The organism is Serratia sp. Ae19-1, assembly GCF_059801225.1.
This window is the reverse complement of record NZ_JBCHWD010000001.1, coordinates 25,545-43,959: the sequence shown is the minus strand read 5'-3', so window position 1 is coordinate 43,959 and position 18,415 is coordinate 25,545. Positions and strand designations below refer to the sequence as shown.

Annotated in this window: 19 protein-coding genes; 4 read left to right on the top strand and 15 right to left on the bottom strand. The window is 60.4% G+C overall.

What is annotated here, in order from left to right; all coding sequences use genetic code 11:
* Positions 1–126: 126 nt before the first annotated feature.
* Positions 127–1,023, top strand: coding sequence for a glycerophosphodiester phosphodiesterase family protein (locus tag AAIE04_RS00230; protein WP_432525549.1), 897 nt, complete (start codon positions 127–129; stop codon positions 1,021–1,023).
* A 66-nt stretch (positions 1,024–1,089) separates the two neighbouring features.
* Here AAIE04_RS00230 and AAIE04_RS00225 read toward each other — a convergent pair whose 3' ends face one another.
* The 9 genes from AAIE04_RS00225 to AAIE04_RS00185 all read right to left on the bottom strand — a co-directional run bounded on the left by AAIE04_RS00225 (position 1,090) and on the right by AAIE04_RS00185 (position 8,794).
* Positions 1,090–1,509, bottom strand: coding sequence for a putative T6SS immunity periplasmic lipoprotein (locus AAIE04_RS00225; protein WP_498576296.1), 420 nt, complete (start codon positions 1,507–1,509; stop codon positions 1,090–1,092).
* A gap of 175 nt (positions 1,510–1,684) precedes the next feature.
* Positions 1,685–1,912 carry a (Na+)-NQR maturation NqrM gene (gene nqrM, locus AAIE04_RS00220; protein WP_004930244.1) on the bottom strand — a complete coding sequence of 76 codons (228 nt, stop codon included), beginning with the start codon at positions 1,910–1,912 and terminating at the stop codon, positions 1,685–1,687.
* A 7-nt stretch (positions 1,913–1,919) separates the two neighbouring features.
* Positions 1,920–2,951, bottom strand: a complete 1,032-nt coding sequence (locus tag AAIE04_RS00215; protein WP_019454304.1) for an FAD:protein FMN transferase — start codon at positions 2,949–2,951, stop codon at positions 1,920–1,922.
* Positions 2,952–4,175 (bottom strand): NADH:ubiquinone reductase (Na(+)-transporting) subunit F, encoded by a 1,224-nt coding sequence (gene nqrF / locus AAIE04_RS00210; RefSeq protein WP_498576295.1) that lies wholly within the window; start codon positions 4,173–4,175, stop codon positions 2,952–2,954.
* A 15-nt stretch (positions 4,176–4,190) separates the two neighbouring features.
* Positions 4,191–4,787 (bottom strand): NADH:ubiquinone reductase (Na(+)-transporting) subunit E, encoded by a 597-nt coding sequence (gene nqrE, locus AAIE04_RS00205; RefSeq protein WP_015376732.1) that lies wholly within the window; start codon positions 4,785–4,787, stop codon positions 4,191–4,193.
* A gap of 6 nt (positions 4,788–4,793) precedes the next feature.
* Positions 4,794–5,423 (bottom strand): NADH:ubiquinone reductase (Na(+)-transporting) subunit D, encoded by a 630-nt coding sequence (locus AAIE04_RS00200; protein WP_004930232.1) that lies wholly within the window; start codon positions 5,421–5,423, stop codon positions 4,794–4,796.
* The gene (locus AAIE04_RS00195; RefSeq protein ID WP_019454306.1) at positions 5,416–6,210 is read right to left on the bottom strand and encodes a Na(+)-translocating NADH-quinone reductase subunit C; all 795 of its coding nucleotides are present in this window, start codon (positions 6,208–6,210) and stop codon (positions 5,416–5,418) included. Before AAIE04_RS00195 ends, AAIE04_RS00200 begins: the two co-directional genes overlap by 8 nt.
* Positions 6,200–7,441, bottom strand: coding sequence for an NADH:ubiquinone reductase (Na(+)-transporting) subunit B (locus tag AAIE04_RS00190; protein WP_309530919.1), 1,242 nt, complete (start codon positions 7,439–7,441; stop codon positions 6,200–6,202). Before AAIE04_RS00190 ends, AAIE04_RS00195 begins: the two co-directional genes overlap by 11 nt.
* 3 nt (positions 7,442–7,444) lie before the next feature.
* A complete protein-coding gene (locus tag AAIE04_RS00185; RefSeq protein ID WP_074053627.1) occupies positions 7,445–8,794 on the bottom strand; it encodes a Na(+)-translocating NADH-quinone reductase subunit A in 1,350 nt (449 codons plus the stop codon).
* Between the two features lie 553 nt (positions 8,795–9,347).
* On the opposite strand from AAIE04_RS00185, the gene dpaA reads away from it, so the two are divergent.
* Positions 9,348–10,115, top strand: coding sequence for a peptidoglycan meso-diaminopimelic acid protein amidase (gene dpaA, locus AAIE04_RS00180; RefSeq protein ID WP_019454309.1), 768 nt, complete (start codon positions 9,348–9,350; stop codon positions 10,113–10,115).
* Here the strand turns inward: dpaA and AAIE04_RS00175 are convergent.
* Together AAIE04_RS00175 and lpcA are read right to left on the bottom strand one after the other, a co-directional pair.
* Positions 10,050–10,853 carry a class II glutamine amidotransferase gene (locus AAIE04_RS00175; protein ID WP_019454310.1) on the bottom strand — a complete coding sequence of 268 codons (804 nt, stop codon included), beginning with the start codon at positions 10,851–10,853 and terminating at the stop codon, positions 10,050–10,052. The genes dpaA and AAIE04_RS00175 overlap by 66 nt on opposite strands.
* Before the next feature lie 97 nt (positions 10,854–10,950).
* The gene (gene lpcA, locus AAIE04_RS00170) at positions 10,951–11,532 is read right to left on the bottom strand and encodes a D-sedoheptulose 7-phosphate isomerase (protein ID WP_004930220.1); all 582 of its coding nucleotides are present in this window, start codon (positions 11,530–11,532) and stop codon (positions 10,951–10,953) included.
* 246 nt (positions 11,533–11,778) lie between these two features.
* On the opposite strand from lpcA, the gene fadE reads away from it, so the two are divergent.
* Both fadE and AAIE04_RS00160 read left to right on the top strand, forming a co-directional pair.
* Positions 11,779–14,235 (top strand): acyl-CoA dehydrogenase FadE, encoded by a 2,457-nt coding sequence (fadE, locus tag AAIE04_RS00165; protein ID WP_154747794.1) that lies wholly within the window; start codon positions 11,779–11,781, stop codon positions 14,233–14,235.
* A 289-nt stretch (positions 14,236–14,524) separates the two neighbouring features.
* The gene (locus AAIE04_RS00160; protein ID WP_004930217.1) at positions 14,525–14,677 is read left to right on the top strand and encodes a Hok/Gef family protein; all 153 of its coding nucleotides are present in this window, start codon (positions 14,525–14,527) and stop codon (positions 14,675–14,677) included.
* Positions 14,678–14,750: 73 nt separating this feature from the next.
* Here AAIE04_RS00160 and AAIE04_RS00155 read toward each other — a convergent pair whose 3' ends face one another.
* Genes AAIE04_RS00155 through ureG form a run of 4 tightly spaced genes read right to left on the bottom strand, consistent with a single transcriptional unit; the run spans position 14,751 to position 18,411 of the window.
* Positions 14,751–15,794, bottom strand: coding sequence for a HoxN/HupN/NixA family nickel/cobalt transporter (locus AAIE04_RS00155; protein WP_498576294.1), 1,044 nt, complete (start codon positions 15,792–15,794; stop codon positions 14,751–14,753).
* 40 nt (positions 15,795–15,834) lie between these two features.
* The gene (yut, locus tag AAIE04_RS00150) at positions 15,835–16,812 is read right to left on the bottom strand and encodes an urea transporter (RefSeq protein WP_498576293.1); all 978 of its coding nucleotides are present in this window, start codon (positions 16,810–16,812) and stop codon (positions 15,835–15,837) included.
* 19 nt (positions 16,813–16,831) lie between these two features.
* Positions 16,832–17,779 carry an urease accessory protein UreD gene (locus tag AAIE04_RS00145; RefSeq protein ID WP_019454315.1) on the bottom strand — a complete coding sequence of 316 codons (948 nt, stop codon included), beginning with the start codon at positions 17,777–17,779 and terminating at the stop codon, positions 16,832–16,834.
* On the bottom strand, positions 17,776–18,411 hold the full coding sequence (ureG, locus tag AAIE04_RS00140; RefSeq protein WP_019454316.1) for an urease accessory protein UreG: 636 nt from the start codon (positions 18,409–18,411) through the stop codon (positions 17,776–17,778). Before ureG ends, AAIE04_RS00145 begins: the two co-directional genes overlap by 4 nt.
* Positions 18,412–18,415 lie beyond the last annotated feature (4 nt).

Below are 18,415 nucleotides of genomic sequence, written 5' to 3'. Positions count from 1 at the left end.
CAGGCTTCGATGAAAGCACCGCTTCCGTCAGATATTTCCGCGTTGTTAAAAAAGCTTAATTTTTCAATAGTATGATCTCCGCTATCCCGTGCGGCTCACCACAACGATAACGACAAGGTACTCTACATGATCAGATTTTCTCATTGGCTGCTGGCTTCCGCGCTGTCGCTGAGCGCGCTGGCGGCCAGCGCCGCCGCCGGTCACGCGCCGGCGATCGTCGCCCATCGCGGCGGCACCGCCGATGCGCCGGAAAACACCCGCATCGCCATCGAAACCGCGCTGAAAAACGGTGCCGACGCTGTTTGGATCACCCTGCAAGAATCCAAAGACGGCGTCATCGTGCTGTATCGCCCCTCGGATCTGACGGCGCTGACCAACCGGCAGGGCCCGGTCTCTGCGTATACCGCCGCACAATTGGCCGAGACCGATGCCGGCTGGGCGTTCGCCAAAGGCGATGCGCATCCGTTCCGCGGCCAAGGCATCGGCATTCCGCGGCTGGACGAGGTGCTAAAAGCGTTTCCGCACGTCACCTTCTATCTGGACATCAAATCCCCGGACGCCGATCCGGCGCAGTTTGGCCAGGCGCTGCTGGCGACGCTGGAAAGCACCGACAGCCTGAACCGCACCCGCGTCTACTCTACCGACGCCAAATACCTGCAGGCGCTGCCGCCGGCCATCCCGCGCTTCGAAAGCCGCGACGAGACCCGCACGCTGCTGGCCAACGTCACCATGGCGCACCAGTGCGATGTCAAACCGGACAACCGACAGCCGCGCTGGTACGGGCTGGAGCTGAAGCGCGAGGTGGAAGTGGTAGAGAAATACACCCTCGGCGAAGGGCGCTCGAAGGCGTTTCTGACCTGGGATAAAGAATCGATGGACTGTTTCCGCTCGCAGGGCCCGGCACACATCATTCTGTTCGGCGTCAACACGCCGCAGGAGTATCAGCAGGCGCTGGCGCTGGGCGCCGACGGCGTAATGGTCAACTCGCCGGCCGAGGCGAAAAGCTTCCGCAAGGCAAAATAAACAACCGGCTAAAGGCATAAGATGGTTCGACAAACCATCTTATGCCTGTCTGGCTTTCAGCGTCCGTCAATGAGCAGGAACCACTCGAATGATGCCATCCTCATTGCGCACACTAAACCCAGTTCCGAATATCCGAGCGGCGGGCTCAATACCTTTACTTCGTTTATCCCGCGACAATAGTGTCACCGAAACCCCGTAAGACCTCCCGTCTTCGAATCGATAGCTGACGTCGGGAATGCACGTAGCCGCAGTGAGCGCAGGCATCTCGTTATCCGTAAAGTTCTTGCAGAAGATAGCGTTGGCGTTGCCGATTTCTTCGATAATGACGCCGGCCAACCGCTCGTCCCCTTCCGGTTGAACCCGCACGCAAACATGGTTATCAACGACAGTGACGCTGGCCGCGTAGTTCTTTGGCCTCGGATCATTCATGTGCATGCAGCCGGCGAGCAGCAAAGTCAGCGTTCCTGCCAAAATAATGCGGTTCATCCTGTTACCTCTGCTTAAAAAACTGAGAAAGCGCATATTCGTATTTTCTGGCGATCGTTTTATCCGTTACGCCCTGAAAATTCACGCCATTGTTAATCGCGCCCAGCCAGATAGTCATGTGCCTTTCGGCAAGGCCCCAAATAAAAAACCCGGCCAAGGCCGGGTTTTCGCTTCGCTACAGAATGCGGTGCTTGTCCAACTGCTCGCGCCGCTGCGCCGCTTTGGCTTCGCGCTTTTTGCGCGCATCGCAGGGTTCCGGGCAGTCGCAGACTTTCTCCATCCCCAGCGCAGTGATGCCGCCGCAGCTGCCCTGCAGGCTTTTGCGTTTAAACACATAGCCCAGCGACATGCCGCCGACGATCAGCAGGAACAACACGAAGGTGGCGGCGAATACCGTCAACATAGCAACCTCACGAACTCTTTTTCAGATAGGGTTTGAACGCATCCGAATAACGCTCCTCAAACCCGTCGGCGGTTTTCACGATCATGAACACCGGGATACCGAGCAGGTTGGCCAGCGCCATCCCGCGCTCCGGCCCCATTACGTTCAGGCCGGTGGACAGGCCGTCGGCGGTCATGCAGGTCGGGCTCAGCACGGTGATCGACACCAAACGGTGATGAATGGGCCGGCCGGTGACCGGATCGATAGTGTGCGAATAGCGCACCCCGTCCTGCTCGAAGTAGTTGCGATAGTCACCCGAAGTGGCGATCGACATCTCTCCCGGCTGGATCACCAGCTGCGCCTGCTGCTGCGCGCCGGCGGTCGGGCGTTCGATGGCAATGCGCCACGGCTTTTGCTCGCCGTTGCGCCCGCGGGTGCGCACTTCGCCGCCGATATCCACCATGTAGTTTTGCACGTGCTGCGATTGCAGGTATTCCGCCACCACGTCTACGCCATACCCTTTGGCGATCGACGACAGATCGACATACAGCTCGGGGATGCTTTTCACCAGCGCGCTGCCCTGCACCGACAGCTTATCGGCGCCGGTCCAGGCGCGGCGGTGCTCCAGCTCCGCCTCGCTCGGCACTTTATCCGGCCGCCCTTCCGGGCCGAAGCCCCACAGATTGACCAGCGGCCCGACGGTCACGTCCAGCGCGCCGTCGGTGACACGGTTGATGCGCAGCGCTTCGCGCACCACCTCGGCGGTCGCCGGTGAAACCGGGAACGGCCGCTCAATGTCGCGGCTGGCGTTGAAGCGGCTCAGCTCGGAATCCGGCCGGTAGGTGGACATTTGGTCGTTCACCTGCTCCAGCCGTTTGTCGATCTCCGCCTGCATCTCGCGCGCCGACGGCGTATCGTCGCCGGTCACATAACGGATCGAATACGAGGTGCCCATGGTTTTACCCGCCAGGTTCACCTGTTCCGGCCCGCAGCCGGTCAGCAGCAGGGTGGCGCTCAGCGCCACGCCCGTCAGCCAGTTCTTCATCGCCAATGCGCGCATTTAGCCACCAAAGTCATCCAGCATGATGTTTTCGTCTTCGACGCCCAGATCTTTCAGCATCTTGATCACCGCGGTGTTCATCATCGGCGGCCCGCACATGTAAAACTCGCAGTCCTCCGGCGCCGGGTGGTTCTTCAGGTAGTTCTCCAGCAGAACATTATGGATAAAGCCGGTGTAGCCGGTCCAGTTATCTTCCGGCTGCGGATCCGACAGCGCCACGTGCCAGGTGAAGTTGTCGTTCTCCGCCTGCAGCTGGTTGAAGTCGTCTTCATAGAACATCTCGCGCAGCGAACGCGCGCCGTACCAGAAGGTGATCTTGCGCTTCGAGTTCAGGCGCTTGAGCTGATCGAAGATATGCGAGCGCATCGGCGCCATACCCGCACCGCCGCCGATAAAGATCATTTCGGCGTCGGTGTCCTTGGCGAAGAACTCGCCGAACGGCCCGGAGATGGTCACCTTGTCGCCGGCCTTCAGCGACCAGATATAGGAAGACATGATGCCCGGCGGCACCTCCGGATTGTTCGGCGGCGGCGTGGCGATACGCACGTTGAGCATGATGATGCCCTTCTCTTCCGGGTAGTTGGCCATCGAGTAGGCGCGCACCGTGGTGTCGTTTACCGTCGAGCGGTAGCGGAACAGGTTGAACTTGTCCCAGTCGCCGCGATATTCCTGCGGCACGTCGAAGTCGGCGTAGCTGATGTCGTGCGCCGGCGCTTCGATCTGGATGAAGCCGCCCGCGCGGAACGGCACGTCTTCGCCATCGGGGATCTTCAGCTTCAGCTCTTTGATAAAGGTGGCTTTGTTATCGTTGGAGATAACCTCGCACTCCCATTTCTTCACGCCGAAGATCTCTTCCGGCAGCTCGATCTTCAGGTTCTGCTTCACGTTCACCTGGCACGCCAGGCGGCAACCCTCTTTCGCTTCGCGCTTGTTGATGTGCGAGAGCTCGGTCGGCAGGATATCGCCGCCGCCCTCTTTGATCACCACCCGGCACTGGCCGCAGGAGCCGCCACCGCCGCAGGCCGAGGAGACGAAGATCCCCTGGCTGGAGAGCACGTTGAGCAGCTTGTCGCCCGCCGGCGCATGGAAGCTCTTATCCAGATCGCCGTTGATCTCCACCGCGATGTCGCCGGTATTCACCAGCTTCGATTTGGCAAACAGGATCAGCAACACCAGCACCATCACGATGGTGGTGAACATTGCTACGCCTAAAATAATTTCCATAAATTCTTCCCGCCTTTACAACTGAACACCGGAGAAGGACATGAAGCCCAGCGCCATCAGTCCGGTGGTGATAAAGGTAATGCCCAGGCCGCGCAGTCCCGCCGGCACGTTGGCATATTTGAGTTTTTCGCGGATCCCCGCCATGGCGACGATCGCCAGCATCCAGCCGGTGCCGGAGCCGATGCCGTACACCACCGATTCGGCGAAGTTGTAGTCGCGCTGCACCATGAAGGACACGCCGCCAAAGATGGCGCAGTTCACGGTGATGAGCGGCAGGAAGATGCCGAGCGCGTTATACAGCGATGGGAAGAAGCGATCGAGGATCATCTCCAGAATCTGCACCAGCGCCGCGATCACGCCGATGAAGGTGATGAAGTTGAGGAAGCTCAGATCGACGCCTTCCACCAGCGCGCCGTCGCGCAGGATCAGGTTGTAGACCAGGTTGTTCACCGGCACCGAAATGCCGAGCACGATGGTCACCGCGATGCCCAGGCCAAAGGCGGTCGAGACCTTCTTCGACACCGCCAGGAAGGTACACATCCCGAGGAAGAACGCCAGCGCCATGTTCTCAACGAACACCGCGCGCACAAACAGGCTGATATAGTGTTCCATCGGCCTTTACTCCTTTTCGATCTGCGCCGGCTTCAGGGTGCGCAGCACCCAGATCAGCAGGCCGATGATGAAGAACGCGCTCGGCGCCAGCAGGAACAGGCCGTTCGGCTGGTACCAGCCGCCGTTCTGCACCGTTTCCAGCACCGGCACGCCGAACAGCTTGCCGGAGCCGATCAGCTCGCGCAGGAAACCGACCAGCACCAGGATCACCCCGTAGCCCAGCCCGTTGCCGATGCCGTCCATAAAGCTCTCGATCGGCGGCGATTTCATGGCGTAGGCCTCGGCGCGTCCCATCACGATACAGTTGGTGATAATAAGGCCAACGAACACCGACAGCTGCTTGGAGATCTCGAACGCATAGGCACGCAGCAGCTGATCGACCACGATCACCAGCGAAGCGATAATCGCCATCTGCACGATAATGCGCACGCTGTTGGGAATGTGATGACGGATCAGCGAGATGAAGAAGCTGGAGAACGCCGTCACCAGCGTCACCGCAATGGTCATCACCACCGCCGTCTCCAGCTTGGTGGTCACCGCCAGCGCGGAGCAAACGCCCAGCACCTGCAGGGCGATCGGATTATTGTCGAACAGCGGCCCCAGCAGGACCCGCTTTATCTCTTTGGAATCAGCCATTTTTCAGCGCTCCTTCACGAACTTTTTTCAGGAACGGGCCGAAGCCGTGCTCGCCCAACCAGAAATCAAACGTATGCTGCACGCCGTTGGAGGTCAGCGTGGCGCCGGACAGGCCGTCCACCCCGTGCACATCTCCCTGGCGCGCGCCGCCTTTCACCACGCGGATCGCCGGCTGGCCGTTGTCGTCGAACAGTTGCTTGCCGACCCACTGCTGGCGCCAGGACGGGTTCTCGACCTCACCGCCCAGCCCCGGGGTTTCCCCCTGGTCGTAGTAGGTGATGCCCTTGACCGTGTTGCCATCGTTATCCAGCGCCACGAAGGCGTACATCATCGACCACAGACCGGTGCCGTATACCGGCAGCACAATCTTGTTCACCTGGCCGCTTTCATTGCGCACCAGATAGATTTCCGCCTGGTTGCTGCGGCGCTTGATGCCGGCTGGATCGTCGCCCGCCGCCAGCGCCACGCTTTTGGCGTCGTCGCGCAGCGCAGCGCCCAGATCGAACGCCGCCGCCTTGCCGGCGACAAACTCGCCGCTGTTCAGATCCACCAAACGCGGCTCGATGCGCTCGCTGTACAGGCGTTTGACCTGCTCGCTCTCCATTTTCGGCTGCAACAGGCCGGCTACGTCGAGAATATTGCGCTGCTTATCGAGCAGCTTTTGCTCCTGCTGTTTGGACTTCAGGCCGACGGCGGAGCCCGCCACCACCACTGAACACACCAGACACAGCAGCAGCACTACCAGCAGCGTTTTACCGATGCCGTCGTTTTTCGCTTCATTCGCCACGGGCTTTTCTCCGCTTGATGTTGGCCTGCACCACCAGGTAATCGAACAGCGGCGCGAACAGGTTGGCGAACAGGATCGCCAGCATCATGCCTTCCGGATAGGCGGGGTTGACCACCCGGATCAGCACGCACATCACGCCGATCAGAATGCCGTACCACCATTTCCCCTTGTTGGTGAAGGAGGCGGAAACCGGGTCGGTCGCCATAAAGATCATGCCGAAGGCGAAACCGCCCAGCACCAGGTGCCAGTACCACGGCATGGCGAACATCGGGTTGGTGTCGGAACCGATGGCGTTGAACAGCATGGCGGAAGCCACCATGCCGAGCATCACGCCGGCGACGATGCGCCAGGAGGCCACGCGGCCGAACAGGATAATCGCCCCGCCGATCAGGATCATCAGCGTGGACACCTCACCGATCGAGCCGGGAATGTTGCCGAGGAAAGCGTCCATCCAGCTGATGGACTGGCCGGTGGCTACGTTGCTCAGGCTGTGCGCCCCGCCTGCGCTCCACTGCGCCAGCGGCGTCGCGCCGGAGAAACCGTCAGCGGAAGTCCACACCAGATCGCCGGAGATCTGCGCCGGATAGGCGAAGAACAGGAAGGCGCGGCCGGCCAGCGCCGGGTTGAGGAAGTTGCGCCCGGTGCCGCCGAAGATCTCTTTGGCCACTACCACGCCGAAGGTGATACCCAGCGCGGCCTGCCACAGCGGCAGGGTCGGCGGCACGATCAGCGCGAACAGGATAGAGGTGACGAAGAAACCTTCGTTGACCTCATGCTTGCGGATGATGGCGAACAGCACTTCCCAGAAACCGCCGACGACAAACACCACGGCGTAGATCGGCAGGAAGTAACAGGCGCCCAGCACCATTTTGCTGATCCAGCCGGCGTCGGCCGCCAGCGAGGCGCCGAGCCACTGCGCCAGACGATAATGCCAGTCGCCCGCCAACACCTGTTGCAGCTCGTCGCCGCTGTACAGATGATGCAGCGCCGGGATCGCCTGCTGGCCGACGTTGTACATGCCCCAGAACATCGCCGGGAACACCGCCAGCCACACCAGGATCATCATGCGTTTCAAATCGATGGCGTCGCGCACGTGCGAAGCGCCGCGCGTCACCGTGCCGGGGGTGTAAAACACCGTGGTGGTCGCTTCATACAGCGGATACCACTTTTCCAATTTGCCGCCCGGCGTGAAGTGATGCTCTATCTTCTCAAAATAATTCTTCAGGCCCATCGGTTATCCTTCCTGCTCAATCTTGGTCAGCACCTCGCGCAGCACCGGCGCGTACTCATATTTGCCGGGGCAAACGAAGGTGCACAGCGCCAGATCTTCCTCGTCCAGCTCCAGACAACCCAGCGCCTGCGCGCTGTCGCTGTCGCCCGCCAGCAGATCGCGCAGCAGCAGCGTCGGCAGAATATCCAGCGGCATCACCCGCTCGTAGTTGCCGATCGGCACCATGGCCCGCTCGCCGCCGTTGGTGGTGGTCGAGAAGGCGAACAGTTTGTTCTTCAGGAAGTGGCCCAGCGTGGTGCGGGTAATGGAGAACTTGTTCGGCGAAGGCACGATCCAACCGAACAGCTCTTTGTCGCGCCCTTCTTCCAGCACCGACACCTGCGAGTGGAAGCGGCCGAGCCAGGCGTTCGGCCCGGCGGCGTGCATGCCGTTCAGCACCGAACCGGAGATCACCCTGTTCTCGCCGCCTTTCAGGCGGCCGGCAGTCAGCTCATCGAGGCTGGCCCCCAGACGAGTGCGCAGCAGCGCCGGCTGCGCCACCTGTGGCCCGGCCAGCGCCACGACCCGGCGGGTGTCGAGCTTGCCGGTAGTGAACAGCGTGCCGATGGCGATCGCATCCTGGTAGCCGATGTGCCAAACGGTTTTCTTCAGGCTGACCGGTTCGAGGAAGTGAATGTGAGTGCCTGCCAACCCGGCAGGATGCGGGCCGGCGAATTCGCTGTAAGCGATCTGCGGGCCGCTCTGCTGGCCAACCGAAGCGCCGGCGGCATGGCACACGTGCACCTTGCCCGCCGTCAGGCGCGCCAGCACCACCAGCCCGGCGTTGAACGCCGCCTGCTGCTCGGCGATGATCACCTGCGGATCGGCGGCCAACGGCTGGGTGTCCATAGCGGTGACGAAAATGGCGCGCGGTTCGCTGCCGGGAGCCGGCGTCTTGCTGAACGGGCGGGTGCGCAGCGCGGTCCACAGGCCGCTGGCGATCAGTTCGCTCTCGACCTGCTCGCGCGGCAGCTGGGCCAGTTCACCCAGCGGGTAGTGCGCGAACTCGAGCTGATCGTCGCCGCCGTTTTCCAGCGCAATCACCACCGATTGCAATACGCGCCGCTCGCCGCGGTTAATCGCGGCGATGCGGCCGCTGGCGGGAGCCGTGAAGAAAACCCCGGGGTTTTTCTTGTCTTCGAACAACGCCTGGCCTTTCTTAACGGTATCGCCTTCCTGCACCAGCATGGAGGGGCGCATTCCGACATACTCTTCCCCAAGCAGGGCGACATGCTGAATGTTCGGGCCGTCTTGGATCGCCTGAACCGGAGCCCCGGCTATCGGCAGATCTAACCCTTTTCTGATCTTAATCATAGGATTTATACGATGTAGTTTGGTTTACACGTCTGCCCGGCCCCAGAGGCGGGTGCGGACGATGCCAGGATTGCCGGGCAGTGCGCACGACGGCACGCCCAACATGAACTTTCTCGCAGTGAATATATGGGGTAACGCGCATTCCTTTGATTCCCCCTTTCCGTTGTTTGCGCGACAGTCGATGTGTTAACGGCCTGTAGCCAAATAACCTTTAAAGCAACCGGGTTATATGCCATAACCCCTGCCGCTTCAATCGCCACAGCGCGTTAAATTGAAGGGGGAATATTAACATTGTTCGCAACATTGTTCTGCGTTCCGTCGTGACTTGGGTCAAGCAAACGCAATTAAATTTCGCCTGTTTTTCACTACTTATCGTTAAAATCTGCCGGTCATTTCACTTTTATCGAGCTTTGTCGTTTTTTTATACATATCACGTATTGCTAAAAATAAACGCGCTGGTAATCTGGCGGTGTTTTGCAGCAGTAAAAACAATAATCAGTGGCATGCTGGCCAGCTTGATTGCGCCGGCAGATAAATATAAGCAGGAATTATAATGAGCAAAATCGCGCTGTTGTTTGCGATGCTTGTTTCTATGCCGATGATCACGGCCTGCAGCGCCAGCGAGCAGGTACCCGAAGCGCCGGTAGTTAAACAGCAATTATTAGGTTCGCCGGTCTATATTCAGATCTTCAAAGAGGAACGCAAGCTGGAATTGTATGCCAGAATGGGCAATGAATTCCGTCTGGTCAACACGTTCCCGATCTGTAATTTCTCCGGCGGGCTGGGTCCTAAACGTCGTGAAGGCGACTTTAAAAGTCCTGAAGGCTTTTATAGCGTTGACGCGCGCCATCTGAAACCCGACAGCAAGTATTATCGGGCGATCAATATCGGTTTCCCTAATGATTACGATAAATCGCAGGGCTATTCCGGCGCTTATCTGATGATCCACGGTGAATGCAAATCGATCGGCTGTTACGCGATGACCAACACCTATATGGATGAAATCTATCGCTACGTCGAAGCCGCCTTCGCCTATGGCCAAAGCCGCGTCGACATCAGCATCTACCCGTTCCGCATGACCGATCAGAACCTCAAGCGCCATGCGTCATCCAGCTATATCGCCTTCTGGCGCCAGCTGAAACCGGGTTACGATTACTTCGCCAAGAACCACCAGCCGCCGATGATGACCGTAGACAACGGCCAGTATGTGCTGGGTCAACCGTTGATGAGCAGCGGCCAGATGACGCAGTACGCGTCAGCCAGCCCGACGCCCAACACCAATCCCTTCGCTCAGAACAAGCCGCTCACCGAAGTGAAATAACGCGAACTCGCCTGGCTCAATCTTGTGCCAGGTTTCGTTGGCGGTTAGCGGTTGGGTGGCGATCACCGTGACCACATCGTTTGGTGTGGTCTGCTGCTGAAAATCGATTTCCACGTCCTGGTCGAGCAGCGTCGCCTTGCCGAACGGCGCGCGGCGCGTGATCCAATACAGGTTGGTGGAGCAATAGGCCATCACGAAGCGCCCGTCCGACAACAGCATATTGAACACCCCTTTCTTGCGCAGCTGGCTCGCCAACAGGCCGATATAGCGGAAGACCGCCGGCCACTGGCTCGGGGTGCGCGGGTATTTCAGCGCCAGCTGATGCAGCAGCCAACAGAACGCATATTCGCTGTCGGTCTGACCGACCGGACGAAACGTGCCGGTATCCAGCTGACGATAGCCTTTCAATTGACCGTTGTGCGCGTAGGTCCAGTTGCGGCCCCAAAGTTCGCGGGTGAACGGATGGGTGTTTTCCAGCGCCACTTCACCGCGGTTGGCCTGACGAATATGAGACACCACCGCGCAGGACTTGATCGGATAGTCCTGCACCAGGCGGGCGATCGGCGAGTTGAAGCTCGGCTGCGGATCCTTGAAGGTGCGGCAACCGTTCCCTTCATAGAAGGTAATGCCCCAGCCATCTTTATGCGGCCCGGTACGGCCGCCGCGCTGAACCAAACCGGTAAAGCTGAAGCAGATATCGGTCGGTACGTTTGCGCTCATCCCGAGCAGTTCACACATCGCCAGCACTCCTTAACCACACTGACACACGCCGAGCGGGCGCAACATGCGGCGCCCGCCGTCTTATTCATGGGGAGCCGCGGCCCCCCGAAGGCTATTACGCCTTAACCATCTCTTTTTCGATCAGCTGAATCAAGATGTGGATCGCTTTGATGTGGATTTCCTGAATGCGGTCGGCGTAACCGAAGTGCGGCACGCGAATTTCCACATCGGCGGAACCCGCCATCTTGCCGCCGTCCTTGCCGGTCAGGGTGATCACTTTCATCCCTTTGGCGCGCGCCGCGTCGATGGCCTTGATGATGTTGCCGGAGTTGCCGGAGGTGGAAATGCCCAACAGCACGTCACCTTCGCGGCCCACTGCTTCCACATAGCGGGAGAACACATACTCATAGCCGAAATCGTTGCTGACGCAGGACAGGTGGCTGACGTCCGAGATGGCAATCGCCGGGTAGCCCGGGCGGTTTTCGCGGTAGCGGCCGGTCAGTTCTTCGGCGAAGTGCATCGCGTCGCAATGGGAACCGCCGTTGCCGCAGGAAATCACTTTACCGCCGGCTTTGAAGGAATCAGCCAGCAGCACCGCCGCGCGTTGGATGGCGTCGATGTTGGCGTCGTCATTGATAAATTTCGCCAGGGTATCAGCCGCTTCGTTCAGTTCACTGCGAATAAGGTCGTGGTACATGAGGAACCTCTTGTTATCGTCAAATCTTCCGCTCCGCAGTGTACCGGATCGCGGAAACAGCGAGAAGCATTCTCAGCCAAACAGCGCGCCGGTTAAGGAAGCGGAGAGGTTTTTGATGATTGGTGCTGTCAGTTTGTGACCTGAGTTGTAATTAAACTGTAAACGCATTGATAAAAATTCTGCCTTGTACTAAAACCTATTACATACACACAACAGGTCAGACCTCTTACTACTTCGGAGCTTCTTATGATGGTTCTTAGTATTGTCGTTTTACTGGCTCTCCTCGGCGTGGTGTTCTACCACCGGGTGAACCTTACCCTCAGCAGCCTGATCCTGGTGGCGTACACCGCCGCCATGGGCGCTATCGGCCTGTGGAGCTTCTGGATGTTGCTGCCGTTGGCTATCGTGCTGCTGCCGCTGAACCTTTCCTCCGTGCGCCGTTCCCTGCTTTCCGCGCCGGCGCTGCGCGCATTCCGCAAAGTGATGCCGCCGATGTCCACCACCGAAAAGGAGGCGATCGACGCCGGCACCACCTGGTGGGAAGGCGATCTGTTCCGCGGCGCGCCGGACTGGAACAAGCTGCACAACTACCCGAAACCGCGCCTGACGGCAGAAGAGCAGGCGTTTATCGACGGCCCGGTGGAAGAAGCCTGCCGCATGGCCAACGACTTCCAAATCACCCACGAACTGGCCGATCTGCCGCCTGAACTGTGGGCGTACCTGAAAGAACACCGTTTCTTCGCGATGATCATCAAGAAAGAGTACGGCGGTCTGGAATTCTCGCCTTATGCTCAGGCGCAGGTGCTGCAAAAACTGGCCGGCGTTTCCGGCATCCTGGCGATCACCGTCGGCGTGCCGAACTCCCTCGGCCCGGGCGAACTGCTGCAGCACTACGGCACTGAAGAACAGAAAAATCACTATCTGCCGGGCCTGGCACGCGGCGACGAGATCCCTTGCTTCGCGCTGACCAGCCCGGAAGCGGGTTCCGATGCCGGTGCGATCCCGGACGTCGGCACCGTCTGCATGGGCGAATGGCAAGGCAAACAGGTGCTGGGCATGCGCCTGACCTGGAACAAGCGCTACATCACGCTGGCACCGGTCGCTACCGTACTGGGCCTGGCGTTCAAACTGCATGACCCGAATCGCCTGCTGAGCGACAACGAATCCCCGGGCATCACCTGTGCGCTGATCCCGACCAGCACGCCGGGCGTGGAGATCGGCAACCGCCACTTCCCGCTGAACGTGCCGTTCCAGAACGGCCCGACCCGCGGCACCGACGTATTCGTGCCGATCGATTACATCATCGGCGGCCCGAAAATGGCCGGCCAGGGCTGGCGCATGCTGGTTGAATGTCTGTCGGTCGGTCGCGGCATCACCCTGCCGTCCAACTCCACCGGCAGCCTGAAATCCATTGCCCTGGCGACCGGCGCCTACGCGCACATTCGCCGTCAGTTCAAGATCTCCATCGGCAAGATGGAAGGGATCGAAGAGCCGTTGGCGCGCATCGCCGGCAACACCTATGTGATGGACGCCGCCGCTTCATTGATCACCTATGCGCTGGTGCAGGGCGAGAAGCCGGCCGTACTGTCGGCCATCGTCAAATACCACTGTACGCACCGCGGCCAGCAGTCGATCGTTGACGCCATGGACATCGCCGGCGGTAAAGGCATCATGCTGGGCGAATCCAACTTCCTGGCTCGCGCATATCAGGGCGCACCGATCGCCATCACGGTGGAAGGCGCGAACATCCTGACTCGCACCATGATGATCTTCGGTCAGGGCGCGATCCGCTGCCATCCTTATGTACTGGATGAAATGGCGGCCGCGCAAAACAACGATCTGAACGCTTTCGATAAATCGCTGTTCGGCCACCTGGGCCACGTCGGCAGCAACAAGGTGCGCAGCTTCTGGCTGGGCCTGACCAATGGCCGCACCAGCGCCACGCCGACCAAGGACGCGACCCGTCGTTACTATCAGCAGTTGAACCGTCTGAGCGCCAACCTGGCGTTGCTGTCGGACGTTTCCATGGGCGTGCTGGGCGGCAGCTTGAAGCGCCGTGAGCGCATCTCCGCTCGCCTGGGGGATATCCTCAGCCAGATGTACCTGGCTTCCGCCGTGCTGAAACGCTTTGACGACGAAGGCCGTCAGAAAGAAGATCTGCCGCTGGTGCATTGGGGCGTGCAAGACAGCCTGCATAAAGCTGAACAGGCACTGGATGACCTGCTGCGCAACTTCCCGAACCGCTTTATCGCCGGTGCGATGCGCTTCGTGGTCTTCCCGCTCGGCCGCGTGCATACCGCACCGTCCGATCGTCTGGACCATCAGCTGGCCAAGATCCTGCAGGTGCCTTCCGCCACCCGCAGCCGTCTGGGGCGCGGTCAGTATCTGACGCCGAGCGAGCATAACCCAATCGGCCTGCTGGAAGCGGCGCTGGCCGACGTGATGGCCGCCGAGCCGATTCACGAACGCCTGTGCAAGGCGGCCGGCAAAAATCTGCCGTTCACCCGTCTGGATCGTTTGGCGGAACGCGCGCTGGAAGAAGGCAAGATCAGCGCCGACGAGGCGAAGATCTTGGTGAAAGCCGAAGAGAGCCGCCTGCGCTCCATCAACGTGGACGACTTCGCGCCGGACGCGCTGGCGGCCGCCAAGCCGGAAAAGCCGGCGGCGCAGTCTAAGCGCCAACAGCAGACCGAAGCGGCTTAACGCCAAGTCCAACTCCACGCATCCAAGGGGCGATCATCATCGCCCCTTTTTCTTTTCTTGCATCACAAACTGCGCACCGCGCCGCAGGTTGGCGCAGCGGCGGATTTCACCGGAAGGAAGTTCGAGTAGACTGCGCGGCGGGTGCTCTGGATCTTTCTGTCCGGAGCCTTGGCAAAGGAAAGAAAGAGAAAGGCCCCGAGTCGATATTATCAACCCGAGGCCACTCTGATGCCTAGCAACATCAGGTTAGCCTCTTACCCGCCGCAAGGCAAGGATAGGGAGGTCAAAAATGCAGCAAAAACGGGTCGTGCTTAAGCTGGTGATCGTCTGTATGACGCTGATCGCGTTCATCTGGCTAACCCGCGGTTCTCTATGCGAACTGCGCATCAGGCTGGGAGACTCGGAGGTTGCGGCCACTTTGGCTTACGAATCCGAACGGTAAGGCAACCCAACGGCGGGGTTCGCCCCGCCCGTTGGCCGATGGTGTCAGGCAGGATCTACGAGCACCCGCCTTTTCAGCCGCTGACCGTCAGTTTGTCATAGCCGCGCAAGCAGTAATTCACCACCGACACCAGCCAGCAGAAGATAAACACGGCAATCACCCAATACCCCATCTCCCCCAGATGATCGTTGAGCCGCGCGACGGCGTCCCACAGCGGGCCGGACAGCGCCAGCTTGTCGGCGATGAGCCCGAGCGCTTCGATGCCGCCGATAAACACCGCGATGAGCACCGATGCCGCCGTGATCGTCATGTTGTAGTACAGCTTGCGGATCGGTTTGGAAAACGCCCAGCCGTAAGCGCCGATCATCACGAAGTTGTCGATGGAGTCGATCAGCGCCATGCCGGCGGCGAACAGCGCCGGGAACAGCATGATGCTCCACAGATTCATGCCGTGGCCGGCACCGGCGGCCGAAATGCCCAGCAACCCAACCTCGGTGGCGGTGTCGAAGCCCAGGCCAAACAAGAAGCCCACCAGGTACATGTGCCAACTCTTATTCACCAGCCTGAACAGCGGGCGGAAACAGCGCGCCAGCGCACCGCCACCACTCATCAGCGCATCCAGCGATTGATGCGCAGGCAGCGCCCCCGCTTTCACCTGCCGGAAAGCGCGCCACACGGAGATCAGCACCAGCAGATTGATAAAGGCCACCGTCAGCAGAAACAGCGCGGATACCAGCGTGCCGATCAAGCCGCCGGTCTCGTGAAACCAGCTCATCTGGCGGCTGAACATCATCGCCGTCGCGGCAATGGCGGCGGAGGCCAGCACCACGATGGTCGAGTGGCCGAGCGAGAAGAAGGTGCCGACCGCCACCGGCGTTTTGCCCTGCTGCATCAGCTTGCGGGTCACGTTGTCGATCGCGGCGATGTGGTCGGCGTCCACCGCATGGCGCAGACCAAAGCTGTAGGCCAGCAAGGCGGTGCCCATCAGCGCGGCGTTGTCTTTGAACACCGCCAGCGCCAGCAGCCAGACGCCGACGTTGACCGCCAACAGCCCCAGCAGCAGATATGCCGCCCGCCGCCGGGCCGCACCGTGCAATCCTTCAGAAACTACCGTCATACCCACACTCCTGTTTTATCGTTATGTTCAAATCGAGGGATTAACGCCGCGCCGCGATCACCGCCGGATTGGCGCTCAAGAACAGCCAGGATGCGATCACGAACGGCATGGTCAGCGACGGCATACCCAGCGGGGCCAGCAAGGTATTGAAAGCCCCCTGCACCAGCACCGTGAAAATCACGCCAAGCAGCGTATAGATCAGCACCCGCCGGCCGGGTGGATTGAAGACGGAGCCCAGCGCCACCGCCGTCAACACTGCGCTGAAGGCGTACAGGCCGGCGAAAACCGCCTGCGGATCGGCGCCGATCGCCAGTGCGGTCGCCACCGCCAGCAAAGCGCCGGAAAAGGCCAGCAGCATCGCGCGCGGCGACGAAACCGCCAGCCCGAGCAGCAGCAGCAGGCCACCGCTCACGCTGCTGCACAAAAAGACCTGAGAAACGCCGTGCAACGCGCCGTTCAGCATCTCCATCATCTCGAGATGCGCGTTGAACACCGCGCCATCGGCCGGAATGGTCGCCGGTGGCAGCCGCACATGTCGCAGATGGCTGAACGGATAGCTGGCCAGCAGCACCGTCCAGGTGGTCAGCACGAAAGGCGCGGTCAGCGCGGCGATCTGCCAGGTGCGCAGCAGCCGATTGAGGCCGACGGTGACGATCACCGAGATCGCGCCGCAGAAGATCACGCCGACCCACAGCCAGGCGGAAGGCAACAAAAAAGTCGGTAGCGCGGCGCCGACCAGGCAGCCGTTATAGCCATACAGGCCGGAACGCAACGCAGCGCGGTCGTCCACCAGCCACGCCGCACTCAGCGTCGCCGTGGCGGTGCCCAACAGGCAGCCGAAGGCCACCTGCGGCAGCCCTTCCTCCCAGGCACCGACGAAAATGGCGATGAAAAACAGCAATCCGGTCAACGGATTATTTTGAAACATCACCTGCGAACAGCCGCGCAGCACCGCATCCGTCGCCGCCACCACCCGGCAGCGAACGCACAGCCCCGCCCAATCCCACTTTGTCGTCATGACCGTTTCCCGCTGCAGATTAGCGCCAGATAAAGGGCTCGGGCAGCGTCACGCCCAGGATCTCTTCCCGCGCGACGCGCCAAAAAACGCGAATGGCCGCCTTCACCTGACGCGCCTCTTTGCCCAATGCCTTAAAGATCAGGCCGCACTCGTTGGGCAATCGGCTGACGCCGCTGGCGATCCCTTCAACCTCGTCATAGCGGGGTGCGATGCGATCGAGGATCCGCTGATGATGCTCGCGCGGCGTCAGCAGGATGACATTGCCGAACACATCGAACGGCCCCATCACGCCAACGCCGTGCAACGGATGCTTATGCGGTTCCAGCACATAACGTTCGACAAACAGCGTCTTGCCATCGGGGCTGCAGGCGCTGATGCGTGAGGAGTAAACGTCGAATCTGAACCCGCGATCCGCCTGATGGTGTTTGCGCCCGGACATCAGGATCTCGCCGTAGAGCAGCGTTGCCGTCGGATGCAGCGTAATGCGGGTATCGGTAATGAAGCGCGAACCGCAGTGGGGGATCACCGGATCGGGCATCATCTCCAGATAGCTGCCGGCTTCCAGCCTCAGCATTTGCATCTGCGCCGCGTAGTTATTTTCCATGGCGTGGATCTTGGTCGCCGACTGGGTGGTGATATGCCCGCAGGCCTGGGGGGCAACTTGCACCTCGAGCGTCAGGCGATCGCCCTGCAAGATGCACCCCGAGGTGGAGATGACGAACACGCACGGCATCTGCGGCAGCGCTTCATCCCAATACAGCGCCCGCTGTACCAGAAACGGCACCCGCCGCTCCATCCGCCGCAGCACGCTGCGATGCCCGTTCAGTGCAAACTCCAGCCGCAGATAACCGGTTTTGCCTACGCCACCGCTGGCCATCTGCGGCGGCTCATCCTGATAGTCGGCCAACTCCGGCGCGTCGGCGCCGAGCTGGGCAACGCGCCTCGCCGCTTCGCTGACCGCTGTCATACCGCCGCCGACGGCGCGTGGGTAAACAGAAAATCACGCATGATCATGTCCACCAGTTCGTCGATGCCTTCGCCGGTTTTGCAGTTGGTGAGAATATAGGGCCGCTCGCCGCGCACCACGCGGGTGTCGTGCTCCATCACCGCCAGGCTGGCGCCGACGTAGGGGGCCAAATCGATTTTGTTGATCACCAGAATGTCGGCCTGCACCAGACCGGGGCCGTTTTTGCGCGGGATCTTTTCCCCTTCGGCGACGTCGATGACATAGATGTAAAAGTCCGCCAGCGCCGGGCTGAAAGTCAGCGTCAGGTTATCGCCGCCGCTCTCGATCATCACCACGTCGCTTTCCGGAAAACGGGCCTCCATCTCCTCCACCGCCGCGATATTCATGCTCGGATCTTCACGCACGGCGGTATGCGGACAGGCGCCGGTTTCTACGCCCAGGATTTTTTCCTCGTCCAGAATCCCCTTGAGCGTGCGCTTAACCTGTTTGGCGTCTTCGGTGGTGACGATGTCGTTGGTGATGATCAACGGGCTGATGCCCCGTTCGATCAAGCGCGGCGTGATGACTTCAATGATTGCGGTTTTGCCCGAACCTACCGGGCCGCCGATGCCAATGCGGGTAATTTTTTTCACTCTG